At 55.5% G+C, this 18,268-nt stretch carries 16 protein-coding genes; 3 read left to right on the top strand and 13 right to left on the bottom strand.

The annotated features are described in order from the left end of the window. Window positions 1-271 precede the first annotated feature (271 nt). Window positions 272-670, top strand: a complete 399-nt coding sequence (locus ACQZ48_RS20835) for a DNA breaking-rejoining protein (RefSeq protein WP_077984666.1) — start codon at window positions 272-274, stop codon at window positions 668-670. A 112-nt stretch (window positions 671-782) separates the two neighbouring features. Further along, on the top strand, window positions 783-1,424 hold the full coding sequence (locus ACQZ48_RS20830; RefSeq protein ID WP_448729394.1) for a CPBP family intramembrane glutamic endopeptidase: 642 nt from the start codon (window positions 783-785) through the stop codon (window positions 1,422-1,424). Between the two features lie 362 nt (window positions 1,425-1,786). On the opposite strand, the gene ACQZ48_RS20825 is transcribed toward ACQZ48_RS20830, so the two are convergent. The 8 genes from ACQZ48_RS20825 to ACQZ48_RS20790 all read right to left on the bottom strand — a co-directional run bounded on the left by ACQZ48_RS20825 (window position 1,787) and on the right by ACQZ48_RS20790 (window position 13,326). Continuing rightward, complete coding sequence (locus ACQZ48_RS20825; protein WP_448729393.1) at window positions 1,787-2,908, bottom strand: TIGR03364 family FAD-dependent oxidoreductase; 1,122 nt, start codon at window positions 2,906-2,908, stop codon at window positions 1,787-1,789. Window positions 2,909-3,005: 97 nt separating this feature from the next. Further along, window positions 3,006-5,012, bottom strand: a complete 2,007-nt coding sequence (locus ACQZ48_RS20820; RefSeq protein ID WP_448729392.1) for a putative 2-aminoethylphosphonate ABC transporter permease subunit — start codon at window positions 5,010-5,012, stop codon at window positions 3,006-3,008. Window positions 5,013-5,014: 2 nt separating this feature from the next. After that, the gene (locus tag ACQZ48_RS20815; RefSeq protein WP_448729391.1) at window positions 5,015-6,190 is read right to left on the bottom strand and encodes a putative 2-aminoethylphosphonate ABC transporter ATP-binding protein; all 1,176 of its coding nucleotides are present in this window, start codon (window positions 6,188-6,190) and stop codon (window positions 5,015-5,017) included. A gap of 89 nt (window positions 6,191-6,279) precedes the next feature. Further along, a complete protein-coding gene (locus tag ACQZ48_RS20810; RefSeq protein ID WP_077984830.1) occupies window positions 6,280-7,302 on the bottom strand; it encodes a putative 2-aminoethylphosphonate ABC transporter substrate-binding protein in 1,023 nt (340 codons plus the stop codon). Window positions 7,303-7,616: 314 nt separating this feature from the next. Next, a complete protein-coding gene (phnY, locus tag ACQZ48_RS20805; protein ID WP_448729390.1) occupies window positions 7,617-9,071 on the bottom strand; it encodes a phosphonoacetaldehyde dehydrogenase in 1,455 nt (484 codons plus the stop codon). 9 nt (window positions 9,072-9,080) lie between these two features. Continuing rightward, window positions 9,081-10,343 carry a phosphonoacetate hydrolase gene (gene phnA, locus ACQZ48_RS20800; RefSeq protein ID WP_077984659.1) on the bottom strand — a complete coding sequence of 421 codons (1,263 nt, stop codon included), beginning with the start codon at window positions 10,341-10,343 and terminating at the stop codon, window positions 9,081-9,083. Window positions 10,344-10,368: 25 nt separating this feature from the next. Next, the gene (locus ACQZ48_RS20795) at window positions 10,369-11,571 is read right to left on the bottom strand and encodes a 2-aminoethylphosphonate--pyruvate transaminase (RefSeq protein ID WP_077984658.1); all 1,203 of its coding nucleotides are present in this window, start codon (window positions 11,569-11,571) and stop codon (window positions 10,369-10,371) included. A gap of 99 nt (window positions 11,572-11,670) precedes the next feature. Then, window positions 11,671-13,326, bottom strand: a complete 1,656-nt coding sequence (locus ACQZ48_RS20790; protein ID WP_448729389.1) for a Na/Pi cotransporter family protein — start codon at window positions 13,324-13,326, stop codon at window positions 11,671-11,673. A 115-nt stretch (window positions 13,327-13,441) separates the two neighbouring features. On the opposite strand from ACQZ48_RS20790, the gene ACQZ48_RS20785 reads away from it, so the two are divergent. Next, window positions 13,442-14,311, top strand: coding sequence for a LysR substrate-binding domain-containing protein (locus ACQZ48_RS20785; protein WP_077984656.1), 870 nt, complete (start codon window positions 13,442-13,444; stop codon window positions 14,309-14,311). 324 nt (window positions 14,312-14,635) lie between these two features. Here the strand turns inward: ACQZ48_RS20785 and ACQZ48_RS20780 are convergent, their stop codons facing one another. The 5 genes from ACQZ48_RS20780 to ACQZ48_RS20760 form a co-directional block, all read right to left on the bottom strand. Beyond that, window positions 14,636-15,607: an alpha/beta fold hydrolase gene (locus ACQZ48_RS20780; protein ID WP_448729388.1), complete on the bottom strand. Its 972-nt coding sequence runs from the start codon at window positions 15,605-15,607 to the stop codon at window positions 14,636-14,638. Window positions 15,608-15,790: 183 nt separating this feature from the next. Continuing rightward, window positions 15,791-16,681 (bottom strand): LysR family transcriptional regulator, encoded by an 891-nt coding sequence (locus tag ACQZ48_RS20775; RefSeq protein ID WP_077984654.1) that lies wholly within the window; start codon window positions 16,679-16,681, stop codon window positions 15,791-15,793. 72 nt (window positions 16,682-16,753) lie between these two features. Continuing rightward, on the bottom strand, window positions 16,754-17,059 hold the full coding sequence (locus ACQZ48_RS20770) for a hypothetical protein (RefSeq protein ID WP_448729387.1): 306 nt from the start codon (window positions 17,057-17,059) through the stop codon (window positions 16,754-16,756). Window positions 17,060-17,082: 23 nt separating this feature from the next. Further along, window positions 17,083-17,547 (bottom strand): nuclear transport factor 2 family protein, encoded by a 465-nt coding sequence (locus tag ACQZ48_RS20765; RefSeq protein ID WP_077984650.1) that lies wholly within the window; start codon window positions 17,545-17,547, stop codon window positions 17,083-17,085. A gap of 73 nt (window positions 17,548-17,620) precedes the next feature. Beyond that, entirely contained in the window at window positions 17,621-18,169 is a 549-nt protein-coding gene (locus ACQZ48_RS20760; protein WP_448729386.1) for a carboxymuconolactone decarboxylase family protein, read from the bottom strand. Window positions 18,170-18,268 lie beyond the last annotated feature (99 nt).

The raw sequence follows: 18,268 nt of genomic DNA, 5'->3' as shown, positions 1-18,268 counted from the left end.
CGCCAGCTCGATGGCAACTCCTCGAACAATCGGCAGTTTAATCGTGTCCACATCCCCACTGTCTGATGTCACCGGTTCTTCGTGAGGTATGTAGTTGCAATCGCTGAATTCCTAGCCTTTCCAGCTTCCCTATTTGGCTCTGACGAGTTACGTTTCGCTCGACGCATCTCCAGAATTTGCTACCCAGGTGTAGTACACGAAGCGACGCGCGCATCAGAGTGACGGACCCTGAAAGACACATTTCACTCTGCCGGTTAGGAGAAGCCATTCGATGAAGGCCATCAAGTTCCTGATTTTCAGCGCTGCCATTTTTGCGACAGTTCCAGCTTTAGCAAACGACGTAAGGCGCGAAGTTGTGCATTTTGCCGCAGGCTCCTCGACTTCGACCATTACGTCCTCGATCAAGGGCTATCAGACTGTTCAATACGTGATGTCGGTTACTGCCGGCCAGACGATGAACGTTCAGCTCGACTCGCGAAATACGAGCTTGTACTTCAATGTGACAGCGCCTGGCGCCGACGCAGCGATGTATAACAGCGCCATCGACGGCAATGGCACAAGCATCTCAATCCCCTCAAGCGGAAATTATGTAATTGATGTCTACCTGATGCGAAACGCCGCCCGTCGCAACGAGTCCGCGGGTTACGATCTCACGCTCTACGTCGAATAGCCATCTCATCAGAGGCTCCGAGATGATCTCATCGGAACGCGATCTCCCACTATACAACGGAAGGCCGGTTGAGATTGAAGGGATAGGATGGCTTTTTCTTATGGCGTCAGTGATGATCGCCTTTCTGGCGCTCATTTTCATCCCGATGCGCAGCTTCCCGTACAATATTGTCCCGGCGCTTCTGTTTGCCACTATCCCGCTGATGGTTCTCCGAAGAGCAGCCGGGTCGTATTGGAAGTGCCTCTTCCGACCAATTAACCGTCAATCTTTGGCTCTCATGGTGCTCTTCGGCTTGATCACGTTTATCGGATCGCTCGCAACGGGCTGGATGCTCCAACAGTATTTCGAGCTTCGTCCAAACCCGATGTCGGACGCGTTCGCGACCATGTCCACCGTCAAGATCGGAGAGACGTTTGTGGTCACCTGTATCCAGTTGTTTGGAGAGGAGTTACTAGGCATCCTACCATTCCTTGGAATACTTTGGTTCTGCGTAAGACGCCTCCACATGGCGCGAACGTCAGGGATTGTTATAGCTCTGATCATGTCTGGGCTTCTCTTCGGCGCTGCGCATCTGCCAACATATGACTGGCACTGGGCGCAATCTTTAATAGGGATTGGCCTCACCCGTACCCTTCTGACGCTCGCCTTCATCGCTACAAGAAATATCTGGGTGTCTACCGGTGCTCACATCATCAATGATTGGACGGGATTTGTCCTTGCGATTGGTCTCGGGCATTTTCAGACCAACCCGTAGTAATGACACGGCGATATATCAGCCGGACTTAGAAATCGCGTCCCCAGGGAAAAAAGAAAAAGTAACGTTGCGACCCGCATCTAACTTTCTGTGATACGTGTGTCGCTGCGCGACTGGCAAGACGCAAGCCACGTCCATCAAACAAAGTGCTGGCGCGCGTGGGAAGGCTGAACTCCGGAAATCTGCGCGAGTATTATTTAATGCCTGAGTCCTGTGGCCGGAAGGCGATCTCGAAGGCCGTCAGTTGCAGCCCGCACGATACTCTTGCCAGCGGCATGAACTACCAAGCACAGACGGAGAGTACCGATGACTCGAAAATTTGTTGCAATCGAGTGATCACATTGGCCCTTTCGGTCACGTCTTCAGGCGAAAAGCTCTTCGACGACTTGCTCCCCCAGTGCAAAACCCGTCGATGCGCCGCTGCCACTGGTCACAATTACGAGTCGGACATTGTCGGCGGGCTCGTCGATCATGACCGGATTACTGGCCGAAGCATAGGTGCCACACCAACGCGAAACCACCTTTCGACTGGGCAAGTCAAATATTTGATCGAACGCTTCCATCACGAGGTGATCGATGCGTTCCTTGGCAAACGGTTCAGGTGCATCGCCGTAAACGTGACTGTCGCCCACGACGAGTGAGCCATCGGCCGATTGCACCGATATAAGATGAATTCCTTCTGAACGCATCTCTCCAAGCTCACTATCCAGGCGGTCGCAGAGCGCCCGGGCTGGAGCCAGATCGGCAAAGCCTTCGTACCGGCCATAACTCATGTCGGACATTACCGCCGCGCCGAACCGGATAGGCTGGTCCGGCATCACACGGAGCATCTGCAAACTGCAGATACTTGGATTAACAGCCGCTATACGTTCTGGAAAAAGGGTCGAGAAATCATTGCCGGGACATACGATACAAGCCTGCGCTTCGATCACGCCTCGGCTTGTCACGATCTTGGTGCCATCGATCGCGGTGACCGCCGTGTTCCACTGAAATGCCACGCCGTGACGCTGTTCCAGCCACGCAGCAATTTTGGGAAGTGCTTCACGCGATTCAACGCGCAGTTCATGCGGGCTCCAGAGAGCTGCTCGCATGCCATCTTGCCGTATACACGGCACATGCTGCAAAGCTTGAGCAGGTGTTAGACGGCCGCAATCTTCACCCATCGGCGTTGCCAGAAAAGCCTCCATCACCGCTTCGGCTTCGGCTCTGTAAGCTGGCATGACCAACCCTGTGTGAAGCACTTCGATCCCGGCCTCTTTCGCGACGTCTTCCCAGATTTCCCGCGAGCGCCGGGCACGCTCCCACTGCTGGCCTTCCTTTTGTCCAGAGACAGTGATGAAACCGAAATTTCGAATAGACGCGCCGATTGCTTTTGAGTTGCGCTCCACGATCAGAACTGTCTTGCCCCTTCTTACGGCCGCAAACGCCATGGAAAGGCCGACAATACCCGCCCCGACGACGACAAGGTCAAGCTTGCTGTTCATATGATCTTTTCCGCTTTACGGATTGACGCGCAAACCTCGCCGTCAATCAACTCGTTCATTTCTGTTGTTTCCAAGATGGCCTTCCGCACGCCGCCGGTCATCTCCAGGCCTGCGTGCGGATGAGGATTCCTCGCGCAACGCCGGCATGGATGAGCTTGGCGATAACGTTCGTATAGAAAATCATCATGCCCATCGCGGCTGCGGGTGCGATGTCACCTGCATCATCCATGTTGAGCACAGCGACAGACGCCAGCTTCGTGTCAGAAGCGTAGAGAAACACCACGGCGGACACCGTCGTCATTGCATTGACGAAAAGGTAGATCGCGATGCTGAGAATAGCAGGCAGGCAAACGGGGACCGTAACGCGGAAAAACAGTCTGTAGAAGGGCTGTTTCAACGATGATGAGACAGATTCGAACTCGGGATCCATCTGCTTCAGTGCAGTCAGGGCCGTCAGGTGCGCGACGGTGTAAAAGTGTGTCACCGTGCAGACGACCAGAATGGTCATAGTTCCATAGATGGAATTAAGGGGGTTGGCGGGATCGTTGAAGAAGAAGATGTAAGCCAGCCCGAGAACCATTCCGGGGACCGCCATAGGCATCATCGCCAGAAAATGGAACATCCCCCGACCAAGAGCAAAGCCTTGCGCCTTTTCGACCATATACGCCCCGGCGAACACAACAATGGAACCGAATATTGCAGTCAGAAGCGCGAGATGGATTGAATTATAATAGGCATCCCATCCGCCGCCATCCATGAGATCGAACGCAAAATTTTTGACCGTAAGGCTCAGATCGTAGGGCCAGAATTTCACCACGGCTGCGAGTTGGCACATGGCGATGATCCCAAGGACAAACACCGCCACGAGACTGCAGAATGCGAAGCAGGCCGTATCGAACCGCGGGTTTGGCTTCGGGGCATATGGAACGGCGCGAGCCGAAAGCAGTGCAACCTGCCGCCTTTGCATCAATCGGTCGACCGCAAATGCAAGAACGGCGGGGAACAGGAGGATCACGGATACGACAGCGCCCATCTCGAAATTCTGCTGACCGATAACCTGCTTGTAGATGTCAACAGCGAGCATGCCATACTGACCACCGATAACCTTCGGCAGTCCGAAGTCAGTGATGACCAGCGTGAAGACAACGAACGCGGCCGAAACAACGCCATAGCGCGCTCCAGGCACCGTGACGGTCCAGAACGTCCGCCACTTGCTGGCCCTCAGCGAAGCTGCAGCTTCGTAGTGGCGTGCATCGGCGATCGACAGAGCGGTCGAAATGATCATGAACGCATGCGGCAGCGTGAAGAAAATCGAACCAATAACAATCCCGATCGGCCCGTAGATGGAATAACCCAGCAACCAGTCCTTGAATACCCCCTGGTTGCCGAACAGATAAACAAGCGCAATGCCTGGCAACAAGGATGGAACGAGGATAGGAATGGTCAGGATACCCCTCACCGCTCCCTTCCAGGGCATACAGCTCCGTGCGAGTGCATAGGCGAGCGCGAACGCGATGCTGACCGTGGCAACGGTGCTGATCGTAGCCATCAAAACAGAATTACGGATAGATTGTGCAAGAGCCGGCGTGGAGAAGTAAGTCAAGAAATTTGAAAGGCCGAAGTCACGAGCCGGACGAAGAACAACGCGACGAAATGTATTGGAATCGTATTCCTGCCAACTGGTGCCCCGCTGCAACGTCGATCCAACGAGATAGGCAGCGTCGTCTGATGTGCCGCGGATTCGATACTTCACAGGACTGCGGAAGTTGAATTCGGCAAAAAGTTTCGTTGCGGCCAGACGACCGTCGGAGGTGGTGTCGAGGTCTGCACCCGAAAAGGCACCAGTCGCTGCATTCAGTTTTGCGGCGCTTGTCGGATCGGTCCAGTTGAAACCACTTTCATCACTGACCTGGAATTCAAAACTGCCGAGGTCGAAACGGTACGTCGAAAACGACTTGGAAAGCATGACATACAAGGGTGCGGCCAAGGCAACGATCAGATAGAGGCCAATCACGACCATGAGCCCCCGCTTGACAAACTCGTCTCGCGAAATGTCCTGCTTGAGTGTCCTGCCCGCAGGCATCCCGTCCATCACAAGTGACATTATCAGGTTCCTTTCGGATAAAGGAGGAGGCGGTCACGGGGGATTTCGACCTGTATAGCACCGCCAACCTCGATCCTGAGGCGACGCACCGCATTAACGGAAAAGTCCGCAACCAGAATAGTCTCCCCGAGCCGTGGAGCGGTCAGGCGCGTGCGCCAGAACATGCCAAGAAACTCCATATCAAGAACCTGTGCATCAATCAGGTTCTGGGGTGTCACTGGGCGGTCAGCAGCATTCGCGGTGTGGGCATCCGCGCCATGCGGAATGATATCCACCGGGCGGACGACGGCGGTTATTTGCGTGCCGATTGCCATTTGACTGGCATCGCAGGAAAACTCTGAACGACCGATCTCGATCGAACCTATTGTCGCGACGCGCGCTTCAAACTGGTTTGTCTCGCCGATGAAATCGGCGACGAAGAGGGATTTCGGATGCCGGTAGATTTCGGTCGGGGTCCCGATCTGTTCGATCACGCCGTGGTTCATCACTACGATGCGATCTGCCATTGCCAGGGCTTCCTCCTGGTCATGCGTTACCATGATCGTCGTTACGCCGAGCTTTCTTTGCAGCGACTTGATCTCATGGCGCAGGTGAACGCGGACTTTGGCATCAAGAGCTGAAAGCGGCTCATCCAGCAGCAGAAGGCCAGGCGATACCGCAATCGCACGGGCAAGCGCAATACGCTGCTGCTGACCGCCGGAAAGCTGTGACGGATATTTTTTTGCCTGGCTTGAAAGCCCCACAAGCGACAGTAGTTCGGAAACGCGCGCGGCGATCTCTGCGGGGCGACGTCCGGCATTTTCCAATCCGAAGGATATGTTTTTTTCGATCGTCAGGTTTGGAAACAGCGCGTAGGACTGGAAGACAATACCGTAATCGCGCTTCGAAGCCGGGAGGGTGGAAATATCCTTGCCTGCCTGAACAATCGAGCCGCGCGACTGGAGATCCAGCCCTGCGATTGCCCGCAACAACGTCGTCTTGCCGCAGCCGGATGGCCCAAGAAAACAGACGAACTCACCCTGCCTGATCAGGAGCGAGATATCCCTGAGCGCGACGAAGTCGTCATATTGTTTCCACAGGCCGGCAACTTCCAGATACTCCGGCCTCAAACTGTCACCCTCCAGAACAGGGCGCTGTACACTCGTATGTGTCGGTTCGACTGCCAAAGCATGTCTCATGATGTTGCTCCGATCAAAGAAGGCAAGCCTTTCGTTTGACGGGTGGCCGCCGGCCACCCCGTCTGGGTCCCGAGTGGACTACCGCCGCATCAGCTCTTCGGTTCCGACTTTGCGTCAAAGCGTCTCTGCCATTCTTTGAGGATTTCGCCACGATGGTTTGCGGCCCATTCGAAATCGTTCTTGATCATTTTAGACGGAATGTCGGCAGGAAGAAATTCGACCGCCTTTGCAACGCCCGGATAGGCAACAACGGCATAGCCAACGTTGTACATTTCGTTGGCTTCCTTGGTGATCGACCAGTCGACCAAGGTCTTTGCCGCTTCGAGTTTCGAGGTGCCCGCGATGATGGCAGTCGCTTCAGCCTCCCATCCAGAGCCTTCCTTCGGGAAAATGATGTCGATAGGCGCGCCGGCCGCCTTTGCCTTGGCTCCCGGAAACTCGAAGGATACGCCGATGACCGTTTCGCCGGACGCCGCCATCTTGCAGGGCTTGGATCCGGAATGGGTGTAGGCTGAGATATTTTCATGGAGCTTGTCCATGTAACTCCAGGCCTTTTCTTCGCCGAATGTCTGTATCCAGCCGGACACGTCCAGGAAGCCGGTACCCGAAGAGGCTGGGTTGGGCATGACCACGTGCCCCTTGTACTCGGGTTTGGTCAGATCTTCCCAGCTGACGGGTGCCTTCAAACCAAGTTTCTCGCCTTCCTTGGTGTTGTAGCAAAGTGCTGCGACGTAAGCGTCCATTCCCACCCATGAAGGTGGCGTGTCGGCATCAACGAACTTCTTATCGAGGGCTTCGACACCCTTCGGCTGATAGGCTTCAAGCATGCCTTCGGACTTCAGGAGTAGCAGCGAGGTCGCAGCCACACCCCAGACGACATCCGCCTGCGGGTTGTCCTTCTCGGCGAGTAGCTTGGCGGTCATGACGCCGGTCGAGTCCCGCACCCAGTTTATCTTAATGTCAGGATTTGCTTTCTCGAAAGCCTGCTTGTATCGATCAAGATCAACCGCCTCAATTGAAGTATAGACAGTCAATTCTGTCTGGGCGAGTGCAGCAGAGGAAAGCATAGTGGCTGCTGCCAAAGCCATGAAAAAATGCGTGCGCCTGTTCATGTCCGGTTCCTTCATTGAAAATTGAAATGTGCCAAAAATCGCAGGAGACGACCGCATTTTCCGCCGTGGCCCGTCCGCTGGTACCCATTCTGCACGCACGCATCAGTTAGTAAAATTTATTATTCTTATCATTTCCAAAATTGAATCGATGAGATGCACGCCTATGTAACAGGCATATGACGTTCGTCATGCGCAAATATAAATCACTTTTCTAGACGATTTATACTATGTGCCTTAAAATATAGCAGGATTGATGAACTACAAAAAAAGGGACGCGAAAGCGCCCCTTTTTCAAAAGACCGGCATATATGCGTTTACCAGGGAAGAGAGAAGGTCTTGACGTTGGTGAAGCTCTTCATCGCTTCGCTAACGCCTTCCTTGTAGCCATTTCCGGAATCTTTGATCCCACCGAAGGGCGACATCTCGATGCGATAACCAGGGACCTCCCAGATATTGACGGTTCCAACCTTAAGCCCTGCGATATATTTCTGAATTCGACGGAAATCGTTCGTGCAGACGCCAGAAGATAGGCCAAACGCGGTGGAGTTCGATAAAGCGATCAGGGCGTCGTCGTCATCGGGGGCCCGGACAATCGGTATGATCGGTGCAAATGTCTCTTCCATAACCAGCTCGGAAGAGTGCGGGACATGATCGAGGACAATCGGTGGCAAAAGTGCGCCGTTACGGCCGGGATTGTAGAGAACCTCCGCTCCTTGCTCGGCCGCCATGTGAACACGCTTCTCAAATGTCTCAGCTGCCTTGGCGTGAACGACCGTTCCAAGATCGGTCGAGCGATCCATCGGATCACCAAACCGAAGCCTCTTTGCCCGTTCAAGCACGAGGGGAACGAAACGGTCCGCAACACTTTCCTGGCACAGGATACGTTTGACGGCCGTACACCTTTGTCCGGAGTTCTTGGTCGCACCGGCGACGGCAAGGTCGGCCGCCCGCGCGAGATCGTCGTCGGAAAGATCGTTGAGAATAATAAGCGGGTCGTTGCCCCCCAGTTCCAGAACCTGCCGCTTGTAACGGGCATTGGCTGCGATCAGTTTGCCGACGGGTACGCTACCGGTAAAGGTGATGAGATCGAAATCGGGATTGGTGATCATTTCCATTCCGATATCGACAGGCCAACCGGTAACAACGGACAGCATCTCCGGTGGCAGGCCGGCCTCGTAAAGGATATCAGCCAGGACAAGTGCCGTCATTGGCGTCAGTTCGGTCGGCTTCAGAACGACGCAATTGTTCGTCGCGATGGCAGGCGCGATCTTGTGCGCCACCATATTGAGAGGATGGTTGAACGGCGTGATCGCTGAAATCGCAGTCAGGGGCTCGCGCATCGTGAAAATCTTGCGGGCTTTGCCGTGCGGGGTCAGGTCGCAGGAAAAGATTTCGCCGTCGTCGCGAATGCACATCTGCCCGGAGAGCGTCAAGACATCGTAGGCACGTCCGACCTCATAGAGGGAATCCTGCTTCGATATGCCAAGCTCCAGCGTAATCAGATCGGAAATCTCTTCCTTTCTGGCCACCAGCGCGTCGGCAGCCGTCAGCAAGATACGTTGTCTCTCATAACGCGTTAGCTTTGGCTGGTACGCCGCGGCGATTGCAAATGCCTCCCGTGCATGTTCAGCATGGCCCGCCGGCACAGTGCCGACAACCGCATCGTTCCAGGGATAGCGAACTTCGATGACAGCATCCGTCGAGACCGGCCTGCCAGCAATGCGCATCGGTTCATGTCGAAGCTTGAAGTCTGTTTCAGCCTTGGTCATGACATCACCTCAGCTAGCCGGCTGCGCGGCGGCAACAAGCGCGTAGAAGAATGCATCGAAGTTTCGCAGGGAGTTTGCACTGAGGAGATCGGGAAGCTTCCGGTTGACGATGAAGGGAACCCTCTGTTCGGTAAGCCCGCCGTGGGACCGCAACGGCTCATTGAGGGCGGCAAGATCGTGGCGATGCTCGCTGGTTCCAAGGGTCTTGTTTTCCGAAGAGATCAGAACGATGTCGCCGATCCGGTCGTCTGGAAGTTCGAACCGCACACAGGCCTCCGGCCTTGCCAACACCAGATCGATCCCATCGATGGCCGCAAGACGCTCGATGATGTCCTCGCGGCTTGCATCCTCTGGCAGATAGGCGGTCGCAAAGGAGCCCAACGCACCGTGATGGACGACGTAGGGATCGGTGATCGGCAGGATCACGCGCGCCGCGTCTTTCCCCAGCCACTGGTCGAGTACATCCTGGACATAGATCACGTCCGGCGTGCCATCGGCTTTGTGCTTGGGCTTCATGCCGTGGTCGGCGGTAACAACAATGGCAGCACCCATCGCATCAAGCTGCGTCAGGTACTTATCGAACATCTCGTAAAATGAATTCGCTTCGGGAACGCCCGGGGCATACTTGTGCTGAACGTAGTCCGTGGTTGTCAGATACATAACGTCAGGACGAAATTCCTTCAAAAGCTTGACGCCAGCTGCAAAAACAAACTCCGAAAGATCGGCCGAGTAGACTTCGGGCACGGGGAGCCCCAGCCAGGCCGAAGCGTTGTCGATGCCGTTTGCCGCCTTTGTCGACGTGTCGGATTTTTCCGAGGAAAAGCAGATCGCCCGATTATCGTCGAAGCTCAAGCCCTTTCCGAGCAAAGCGCGCAGCTTGTCCTTTGCCGTCACGATGGCAACCTTGGCTCCAGCATCGTAGAACGCCTTGAAGATCGTCGGCGCGCGCAGGAAGCGCGGGTCGTTCATCATGACTTCCTTGCCCGTCTGCGGCTCGTAAAGATAGTTGCCGCAGATGCCATGGATCGATGGCGGCCGGCCGGTCGCAATCGACATGTTGTTCGGGTTGGTGAAGCTTGGAATGACGCTCATCGCCATCCTTTCAGTCCCACTCGCCTTGATGCGCTTCAAGGTCGGCATCAGGCCCGCCTCGATTGCCTCGTCGAGATAGGCTGGTTCGCAACCGTCCAGGCAGATGGCGATCGCCGGCACCAGAGGCCATGGGTAGGAACGCCTGTTTGCATCAACAGTGATTTTGGAAATCTGATTCATTGGAAACTCCGGTATCCTTGATTGGTCAGGCAGCCAAGCGGCTGCGTTCTGCAAGAGCGACTTCGGGAGGGGCTGCGCTGGTAACACCCATTTCTGCGAGCGAAGCACGGGCGGCTTCGACGACCTTGCGCATGACATGTTCGTCCATGCGACCGATGCAGCCGACACGGAAGCTTTCGACAACAGTCAACTTGCCGGGATAAATGATGAAACCTTTGGTCTTCATGAGATCGTAGAATGTTTCGAACCGGAATTTCGGATCAGCCGGGCTGAAAAAGGTGACAATTATTGGCGACAGCCAGTCATCGCCGAGCAGCGTCTCGAAGCCCGCGTCTCGCATTCCAGCCACCATGATATCACGGTTGCGGGTATAGCGGCCTCCTCGTCCAGCGACACCACCTTCCTTACGGTGCAGGCGCAATGCTTCGATGAAGGCTGCCACGACATGGGTGGGCGGCGTGAAGCGCCATTGCCCCGTCTTGTTCATCGCGTCCCATTGAGCGTGAACATCAAGACTCAGCGAGTGGCTGCGGCCTTTGGCGGCCTCAAGCTCTGTCTTGCGTGCAATGACGAAGCCGAACCCGGGAACACCCTCGATGCATTTGTTGGCGGACGAAACGATTGCCTCGTAGCGGAAATCTGCAATCCCCGCCGGTACGGCACCAAACGCACTCATAGAGTCCACAAGAAGCTTGCGACCGCGCGCGTATACAGCTTCCGATATCTCCCTCAAGGGGTTGAGAATGCCCGAACTAGTCTCGCAATGCACGACGATCACATGTGTTATCGCCGCATCGGCATCGAGAGCAGCGGCAACCTCTGCTCCTCGCGGCGGCATATAATCACCCTTGTCGATGATTACATGGCTGCGGTTGATATAGCCCAGCGTCTGCGCAATGCGCTTGCCATAGGCACCATTGATCAAAACCAGAACCTTACCGTCTTTGGGAACAAAGCTTCCGAGCATGGCCTCGACCGAGAACGAACCGCTGCCCTGCATCGGCACGCAGTCGAACTCGCCATTGACGTCTCCTGCAATGTCCAAAAGTTCACGACGAAGCTCTGCGGTCATGGCGCGAAAGTCGCCGTCCCATGAACCCCAGTCCCGAAGCATGGCTTCTTTCACTTCATAGGCAGTCGTCAGAGGACCCGGGGTCAGCAGATAAGGTTCCCCTAATCTCGGAGACTCCAGTGGCTGACGACTTTCCTTCAATGTCTCGATTGTCATTTCCAGTCCTCGCGTTAGAGCTTGTAGGACAAGGATGAGACCTATCGACATATATGTAAAATCGTTCTTTTAGATAAAATCATTACTTACGCCTATACATCACGCGACGGATGTCAGGCGGCTATCGAGCAGGTCACCGCTTGCGATAAGCCGCGGGTAAGCCATGGTCGTGACCAACGAATTGATTTCTTTCAAAGCGCGCGCCATTTCCAAGTGCATGTTGCTGGACTCGATGCTGGCTTGGACACCTTGCTGCAGGCGTAGGATGTGCCGGGTACTGCTAGCCTGTACCATCCGGCGCACATGTTCCTTCTGTCGCACAAGCTGGCGGGCGATCGACGGATCCGGAGACATCAGAAGGCTGGATGCAAGTTTGACATTTGAGGCTACCGTCGAATGGAGTTCGGTTAGTTCTCCCCAGCCCTCTGAAGAAAAATTCTTACCATTCTCAAGTCGCTTCTCAGCCAATTGCAGCAGGCTTTTCACGATCACATCGCCGGCATATTCGAGATGGATTGCTGCTTCCGCCAGTTCCATTCCAAGCCTGGCTTGTTCCTCGTCAAGAACTCCCCGGTTCACGGCGGCGATATAATGTTTGATCTCGCGATGCGCTCGGTTCACCTCGTGATCAAGGTCCTGAAGTTCACAGATTTCGGGCATTGTCGGCGCCTGCATGATTTTCATCACCGGCTCAAGCATGCGAGAAACAAGTTCTCCCATATGCAACACTTCGCGAGCAGCGGCCGCCAACGCAAGGGTTGGAGTCGAAATCAGCGCCTGGTCCAAGGCACTGTCGCGATGGTAAAAGCTTTTTACCTCATCCGAAGGAGGTTTTACGATGAGCTTAAGAAACCTCCCCATTGGATTACATAAGAACAATCCGCAGCCAACAAGCCCGGCATTGAAAATGACGTGCAGATTGACGAGTTGTGCGGCGTCGGATGCGCCAGGTAGCCAGACCATGGGAAGGCCAGCATACAGGGATGCAAGTGTCACGAGGGCTGCACATGCGCGGAAAAGGAGATTACCCAGTGGCGGACGGCGTGCATCGAGCGGCTGCCCCCTTGTCAACCAGACAGCGATCATGGCACCGCCAAGATTCGTGCCAAGGATAAGTGGCACGCCAACGTCGACGGAGATGACCCCCTTCGAAGCAAAGGTCAAAATCAGCAAAATAGCTGCAACACTGGAATGCAGTGCCCATGTGAAAACAGCAGCGAGCAGCATCGCCGTAACAGGATCGCGTCCGATATAGCTCACCAGGATTGGCAGAACCGAGTTTTGAGCGAGAGGCGCGGTCGCACCTCCCACCATCTTCAGGGAGATCAAAAGCAAAGCAGCTCCCAGAACTGCGGTTCCGCCATTCCTGATCACAGCTGATCCCGCCTTAAGATGCGTGAGACCGCCCACGATCAGGAGTGCGGGTGCCAACAGGTGCAGATCGAAAGTTAGCACCTTGACCACCAATGCGGATCCGAGATCGGCGCCTAACAAGACAGCCAGCCCGGTCTCCAGACCAATAAGGCCGCTCGCGGAAAACCCTGCGGTCAGCATCGCAACGGCAGTCGAACTCTGGAACAACACAGCAAGCGCGCACCCGCTGATCGCGGCCCGTATCCGGCCCGTCGGGCCTGACATCGTCCTTCGAATGATCTCACCGAAGGATCGTTCGATACCGGTTCGAAGCAGGCTGATTGCAAACAGCAACAAGACGACCGCAGCCGTAAGTTCGAGCAAGACCGAGTAAATGTTCATGCCAGCGCTCCGCAATGCTCCAGAAAAATCAGGCCAGCATCACTTGTCCCTTTACATAAATCAAATCGTTCGTTTTGATGCATTCATTGGCTGATGCTATACTTGGGGTAAGAAGATGCGGTATGTGCAGTTGCGCGCTTTTCACAATGTGGCGATCCACGGTGGCTTCTCCCGCGCGGCCGAAGCGCTCTTCCTGACCCAGCCAGCCATTTCCGATCAGGTACGCAAACTTGAAGAGGAATACGACGTCCTGCTGTTCAACAGGACCAAGAAGCAGGTCGTACTCACCCACGCGGGCCAGCAGCTCCTGGAAGTCACACGCCGCATGTTCGACACGGAGCAGCAGGCGCTCGACATGTTATCGGAATCGCGTGCGTTGCGCTCCGGAAAACTCCGCATCGTCGCCGACGCGGCGCATCATCTGCTTCACATTCTAGCGGTTTTCCGTAAGACCTACCCTAACGTCCAGATTATCGTCGATGCAGGCAATACCGAAACCGTGACGACCAGCCTGCATTCCTACGACGCGGATATCGGCGTGCTTGGTGAAATCCCCCAAGGCAACGAATTTGAAGTCCTGAAACTCAACTCAACGCCCATTATCGCTTTCGCCAGCAAGGATAATCCGTTGGCTTTGTCCGGAGTGGCCACCTTCGAAGAATTGTCAAAATACCCCTTGGTCATGCGTGAACAGGGATCGAAGACGCGCCAGAAATTAGAGGCCATGGCCAGTGAATGCGGCGTGACATTTATGCCGAGAATTGAAGCAAGAGGCCGGGAAGCAGTACGAGAAATCGTTGCATCGGGTGGTGGTGTCGGGTTTGTATCCTACGCCGAATTCGGACACGATAATCGCCTTCTTCCCATCCGGATCGACGGCCCGCAGATCCTCATGGATGAGGCTCTCATATGCCTGCGCGAACGCAGCGGAGGCAAGCTTGTGCGGGCGTTTTTTGATATAGCTCGTTCGGTGTCTGTAACCTGACAGGTCATCCATGACGGATGGTAACCGCTAGCAATCTTAAGAGAGTATATTACTTTGTGGAAAGGAAGCCTGTGCAGACATGCTCGCGAAGTTCTTCATCTTGACAGGAATCAAACCGCTGGACTTCGACCTAATCCAACCAACCCACTGATTTTAAGTAACGCTACGCGCCAAAAGCATCTAATGATGGCATCTGGTCTGCAACGGTTTCCTGACCTGACACGGCAGGCGTTTAAAACAAACTGAACGCCTGCGACATCGAAGCCCACGAACGGGTGAGGCTTCCCGCAACCATTTCGGCAGTTGCAGGAAGCCAGCGGCGTTTCACTTCGAGATCTTGCGATCAAGGAAGCTTCGAATGAGCGGCGCCATTTCATCCAGCTTGTCTTCAAGCGCAAAATGTCCCGTGTCGATCAGATGGAACTCAGCTTCAGGAAGGTCACGCAGATAGGGATGTGCGCCTTGTTCCGGGAAGATCTGGTCGTTCTTACCCCAGACGATCAGCGTCGGCGGCTTGCGACCGCGGAAGAAAGCCTGGAACTGCGGATATAGCGGCAGGTTCGTGCGGTAGTCGTAGAAGAGGTCGAGTTGGATATCCTTGTTGCCCGGCCGGTCGAGTAGAGCCTGATCATGGACCCAGTTGTCGGGGCTGATGCGGGACAGGTCCTTGACGCCATCGGTATACTGGAACTTGGTTGTTTCAGGTGCGACGAGCACTGAGAGCGCTTCGCGGTCCTTCTTCGCGCCCGACTTCCAGTAGGCGCGGATCGGGTTCCAGAAATCACGAATGCCTTCATCATAGGCATTGCCGTTCTGGACGATCAGGCCGGTGACGCGGTCCGGGTGCTTGAGCGCCAGCCGGTAGCCGACAGGTGCGCCGTAATCCATGACATACATCGAATATTTGGCAGCACCGAGCTTGGTCAGCAGCGTATCGACGATATCGGCATAGTGGCCGAAGGAATATTCGAATTTTGTGTGATCCGGCGCATCGCTCTGGCCGAAGCCCGGATAGTCAGGGGCGATGACGCGGTAGCGATCTGCGAGCAACGGGATCAGGTTGCGAAACATGTGGGACGATGTCGGAAAGCCGTGAAGCAGCACGACGACGGGGCCGTCGGCGGGGCCGGCTTCACGATAGAAGACGTTGACCCCATCGATCTTCATGGAGCGATAATGGACCGTTGCAGGCGCCTGCTGCGTGATGGCAGGTGTTGCGGCGAGGGCCGTCGCGCCTGAAGCGGAAACAAAGATGCTGGCGGATGCGAGAAGCAGTACGGCGAGAGTATGAGACATTGTGGTTTTCCTCAGGAGTGATTGCGGGAGGCTTGTTGCCTGCAACCACCATCGCTCTTTCTTCCTGGAGGGAGAATGCTCGTACTCGACAAGGGATTATTTCATCAGATGATATGAATGCGACAGAATGAGCATGCCAAAAGCAACCTGATCGCCGACTATTTCACCCTGGAAAGCCAAACATCAATTCAAAAGCCGGTTCTCGCGTAGTCTGGATGCAGCCATATCGACGAAGGCACGGACCTTTGCTGGAGCATGGCGTCCTTCAGGATGGAGTATATGAATTGGCAAAGCTGGTTCCTCGAACTCGCTGAGAATGATCTGGAGTTCTCCTGCGACGAGGGCTGGGCCGATCTGGTAATTGAGAACCCTGGTCAGGCCCCATCCCTCACGCGCGGACTGTATCGCCGCTTCGTTGGTATTGCATTGCAGGGCCGCATCCACGGATACGCGCAGATCGCCGGCAAACTTCCATTCAGGTGAAGCCCATGCCGCTGTCGATGCAGCGATGCGGTGGTCTTTGAGATCGTCTGGCGATTTCGGAACGCCGTGGCGCTCGAAATACTTTGGCGAACCGCACATGACGCGACGGACCGTTCCGACCTTGACGGCAGAGAGATTTGAATCCGGGAGATGACCGATACGCACAGCGACATCGATCCCTTCCTCAACAATGTTGACCGGTCGATCGATGAACAGCGTCTTGGCCTTCATCGTCGGATATGTGTCGAGGTAGCTTGTAACAATCGGGAGGACGTACATTTGCCCGAACAGAGCTGACGCGGTTATCGATAAAGTTCCCGTCGGCGTAGCGTAGGAGCCGCCAGCGGCCGCCTCCGCTTCAGCGATATCGGCCAAAATCCGGCGACAGTCTTCAAAATAGCGAGCCCCCGCTTCGGTCATCTTCACAGAGCGGGTGGTCCGCACCAGGAGGCGAGCTCCAATCAGGTCTTCGAGCGAGGCAATCGCTCTCGTGACGGCCGGGGCGCTCATGAACATCTGGCGAGCGGTGTCTGCGAAGCTCTCGGTTTCGGCAACCTTTACAAAGATCCTCATTGCCTGCCACCGATCCATCCTCGTCCCCAATCGCGTTTGTTTCCAGCACCTTAAGTGCTCGGAACCGAAGCCTCAAGAGGCAACTGAGGTTCAGGCGGCCTGCACACGAAGAGAAAGCGCGATGCGTTCGATTTCCTCACAGGTTTCCTCGGAAATGCCAGCGCGTATTGCGCGCTGGCGCGTTTCGCGACAGGCATTCAAAGCGAGTGATACGGCGATCGATGTATTGAAGTCGAAGCTTGAACCCCGCCTTGCCACATCTATCTCGGCGCCGGTCATCCCGAGGGCACGACCGGCTTCTTCTTGTTTGGCAAGTAGAGGCTTGCTCGCATTCGTTCCTGTGAGGGCCAGTTCTATTGAAAGTCTTGCCCGTGGATCAATTGACGAGCCGACCATTCTTCATCTCCTCGGGTTAAGGCTTAAAAGCCGAAATCGGTCAGGCCAGGATGGTCGTCTGGTCTGCGGCCGAGGGGCCAACGAAACTTCCGGTCGGCTTCGGAAATCGGGTGTTCGTTGATGCTGGCGTGACGTTCCCGCATCAGACCGTCCTCGGCGAATTCCCAGTTCTCGTTGCCATAGGCGCGGTACCACTGGCCGCTGTCGTCGCGATATTCGTAGGCATATCGCACGGCGATACGATTGCCGGTGAAAGCCCATAGTTCCTTGATGAGGCGATATTCGAGTTCCTTGTTCCACTTGCGCGTCAGGAATGCCTCGGCCTCGGCGCGGTTCTTTGCGAACTCGGCGCGGTTGCGCCAGCGTGTGTCGAGCGTGTAGGCGAGCGCGACCTTGGCAGCATCGCGACTATTCCAGCCATCTTCGGCTAACCGGACCTTTTCGATGGCACTCTCTCTGGTGAATGGGGGAAGCGGGGGACGAGACATGGAAAAGTTCCTCTGGGGTTGATGGTCAATCGTGGGCGAGGCGGTGCGTCTTGCACCGCCTTCCGGCCAGGCATCACGCAGCTGCTCGGTGGATGCGGGGAAAATCGATTTCTGTGTCGAGGGCCTCATTCACATAATTCGTGAAGATATTGAGGGCGACATGAGCGATGATCTCAACGATTTCCGCGTCGCTGTAGCCTGCGTCGCGAACCTTGGCGATTTCCGCTGGCGCGACGGAACCACGAGCCACCGTCAATGCCCGGGTAAATTCGACGGCCGCCGCCGCCTTGGGGTCCTTCGACGTGCCGTTGCGGTTGGCGGCGATTTCGCTCTCATCGAGCTTGGCGAATTTCGTGCCGGTGAAGGTGTGGGCCGAGAGGCAGTAATCACAGCTGTTGGCTTCAGCCATGGCGAGCGCGATGCGTTCGCGAGTGGCCGGCGGCAACTTGCCTTTGCCGAGTGCGCCCTGGAGCGAGGTCAAGCCCGTCAATGCGGCAGGGCTGTTGGAAACCAGCCGAAAAATGTTCGGAACGGATCCGATCTGCTTCTGGATGGTCTCAAGGATCGGACGAGAGGCTTCCGGAGCGTCTTCGATGGTGGCCGGGGTAGGAATGCGTGACATTGTATTCTCCTTTTTCGGTTGAGAGAAACGTTGCTCTCTTGAGATTGAATATGATCCGGTGGCACAACTTGCTGAAGATCGAAAGGAAACAAGGGACTG

The sequence above is a fragment of the Agrobacterium sp. 22-209-1 genome, from assembly GCF_053522485.1.
The sequence above is the reverse complement of the archived record's forward strand: the minus strand, read 5'-3'. Positions and strand labels throughout refer to the sequence as shown.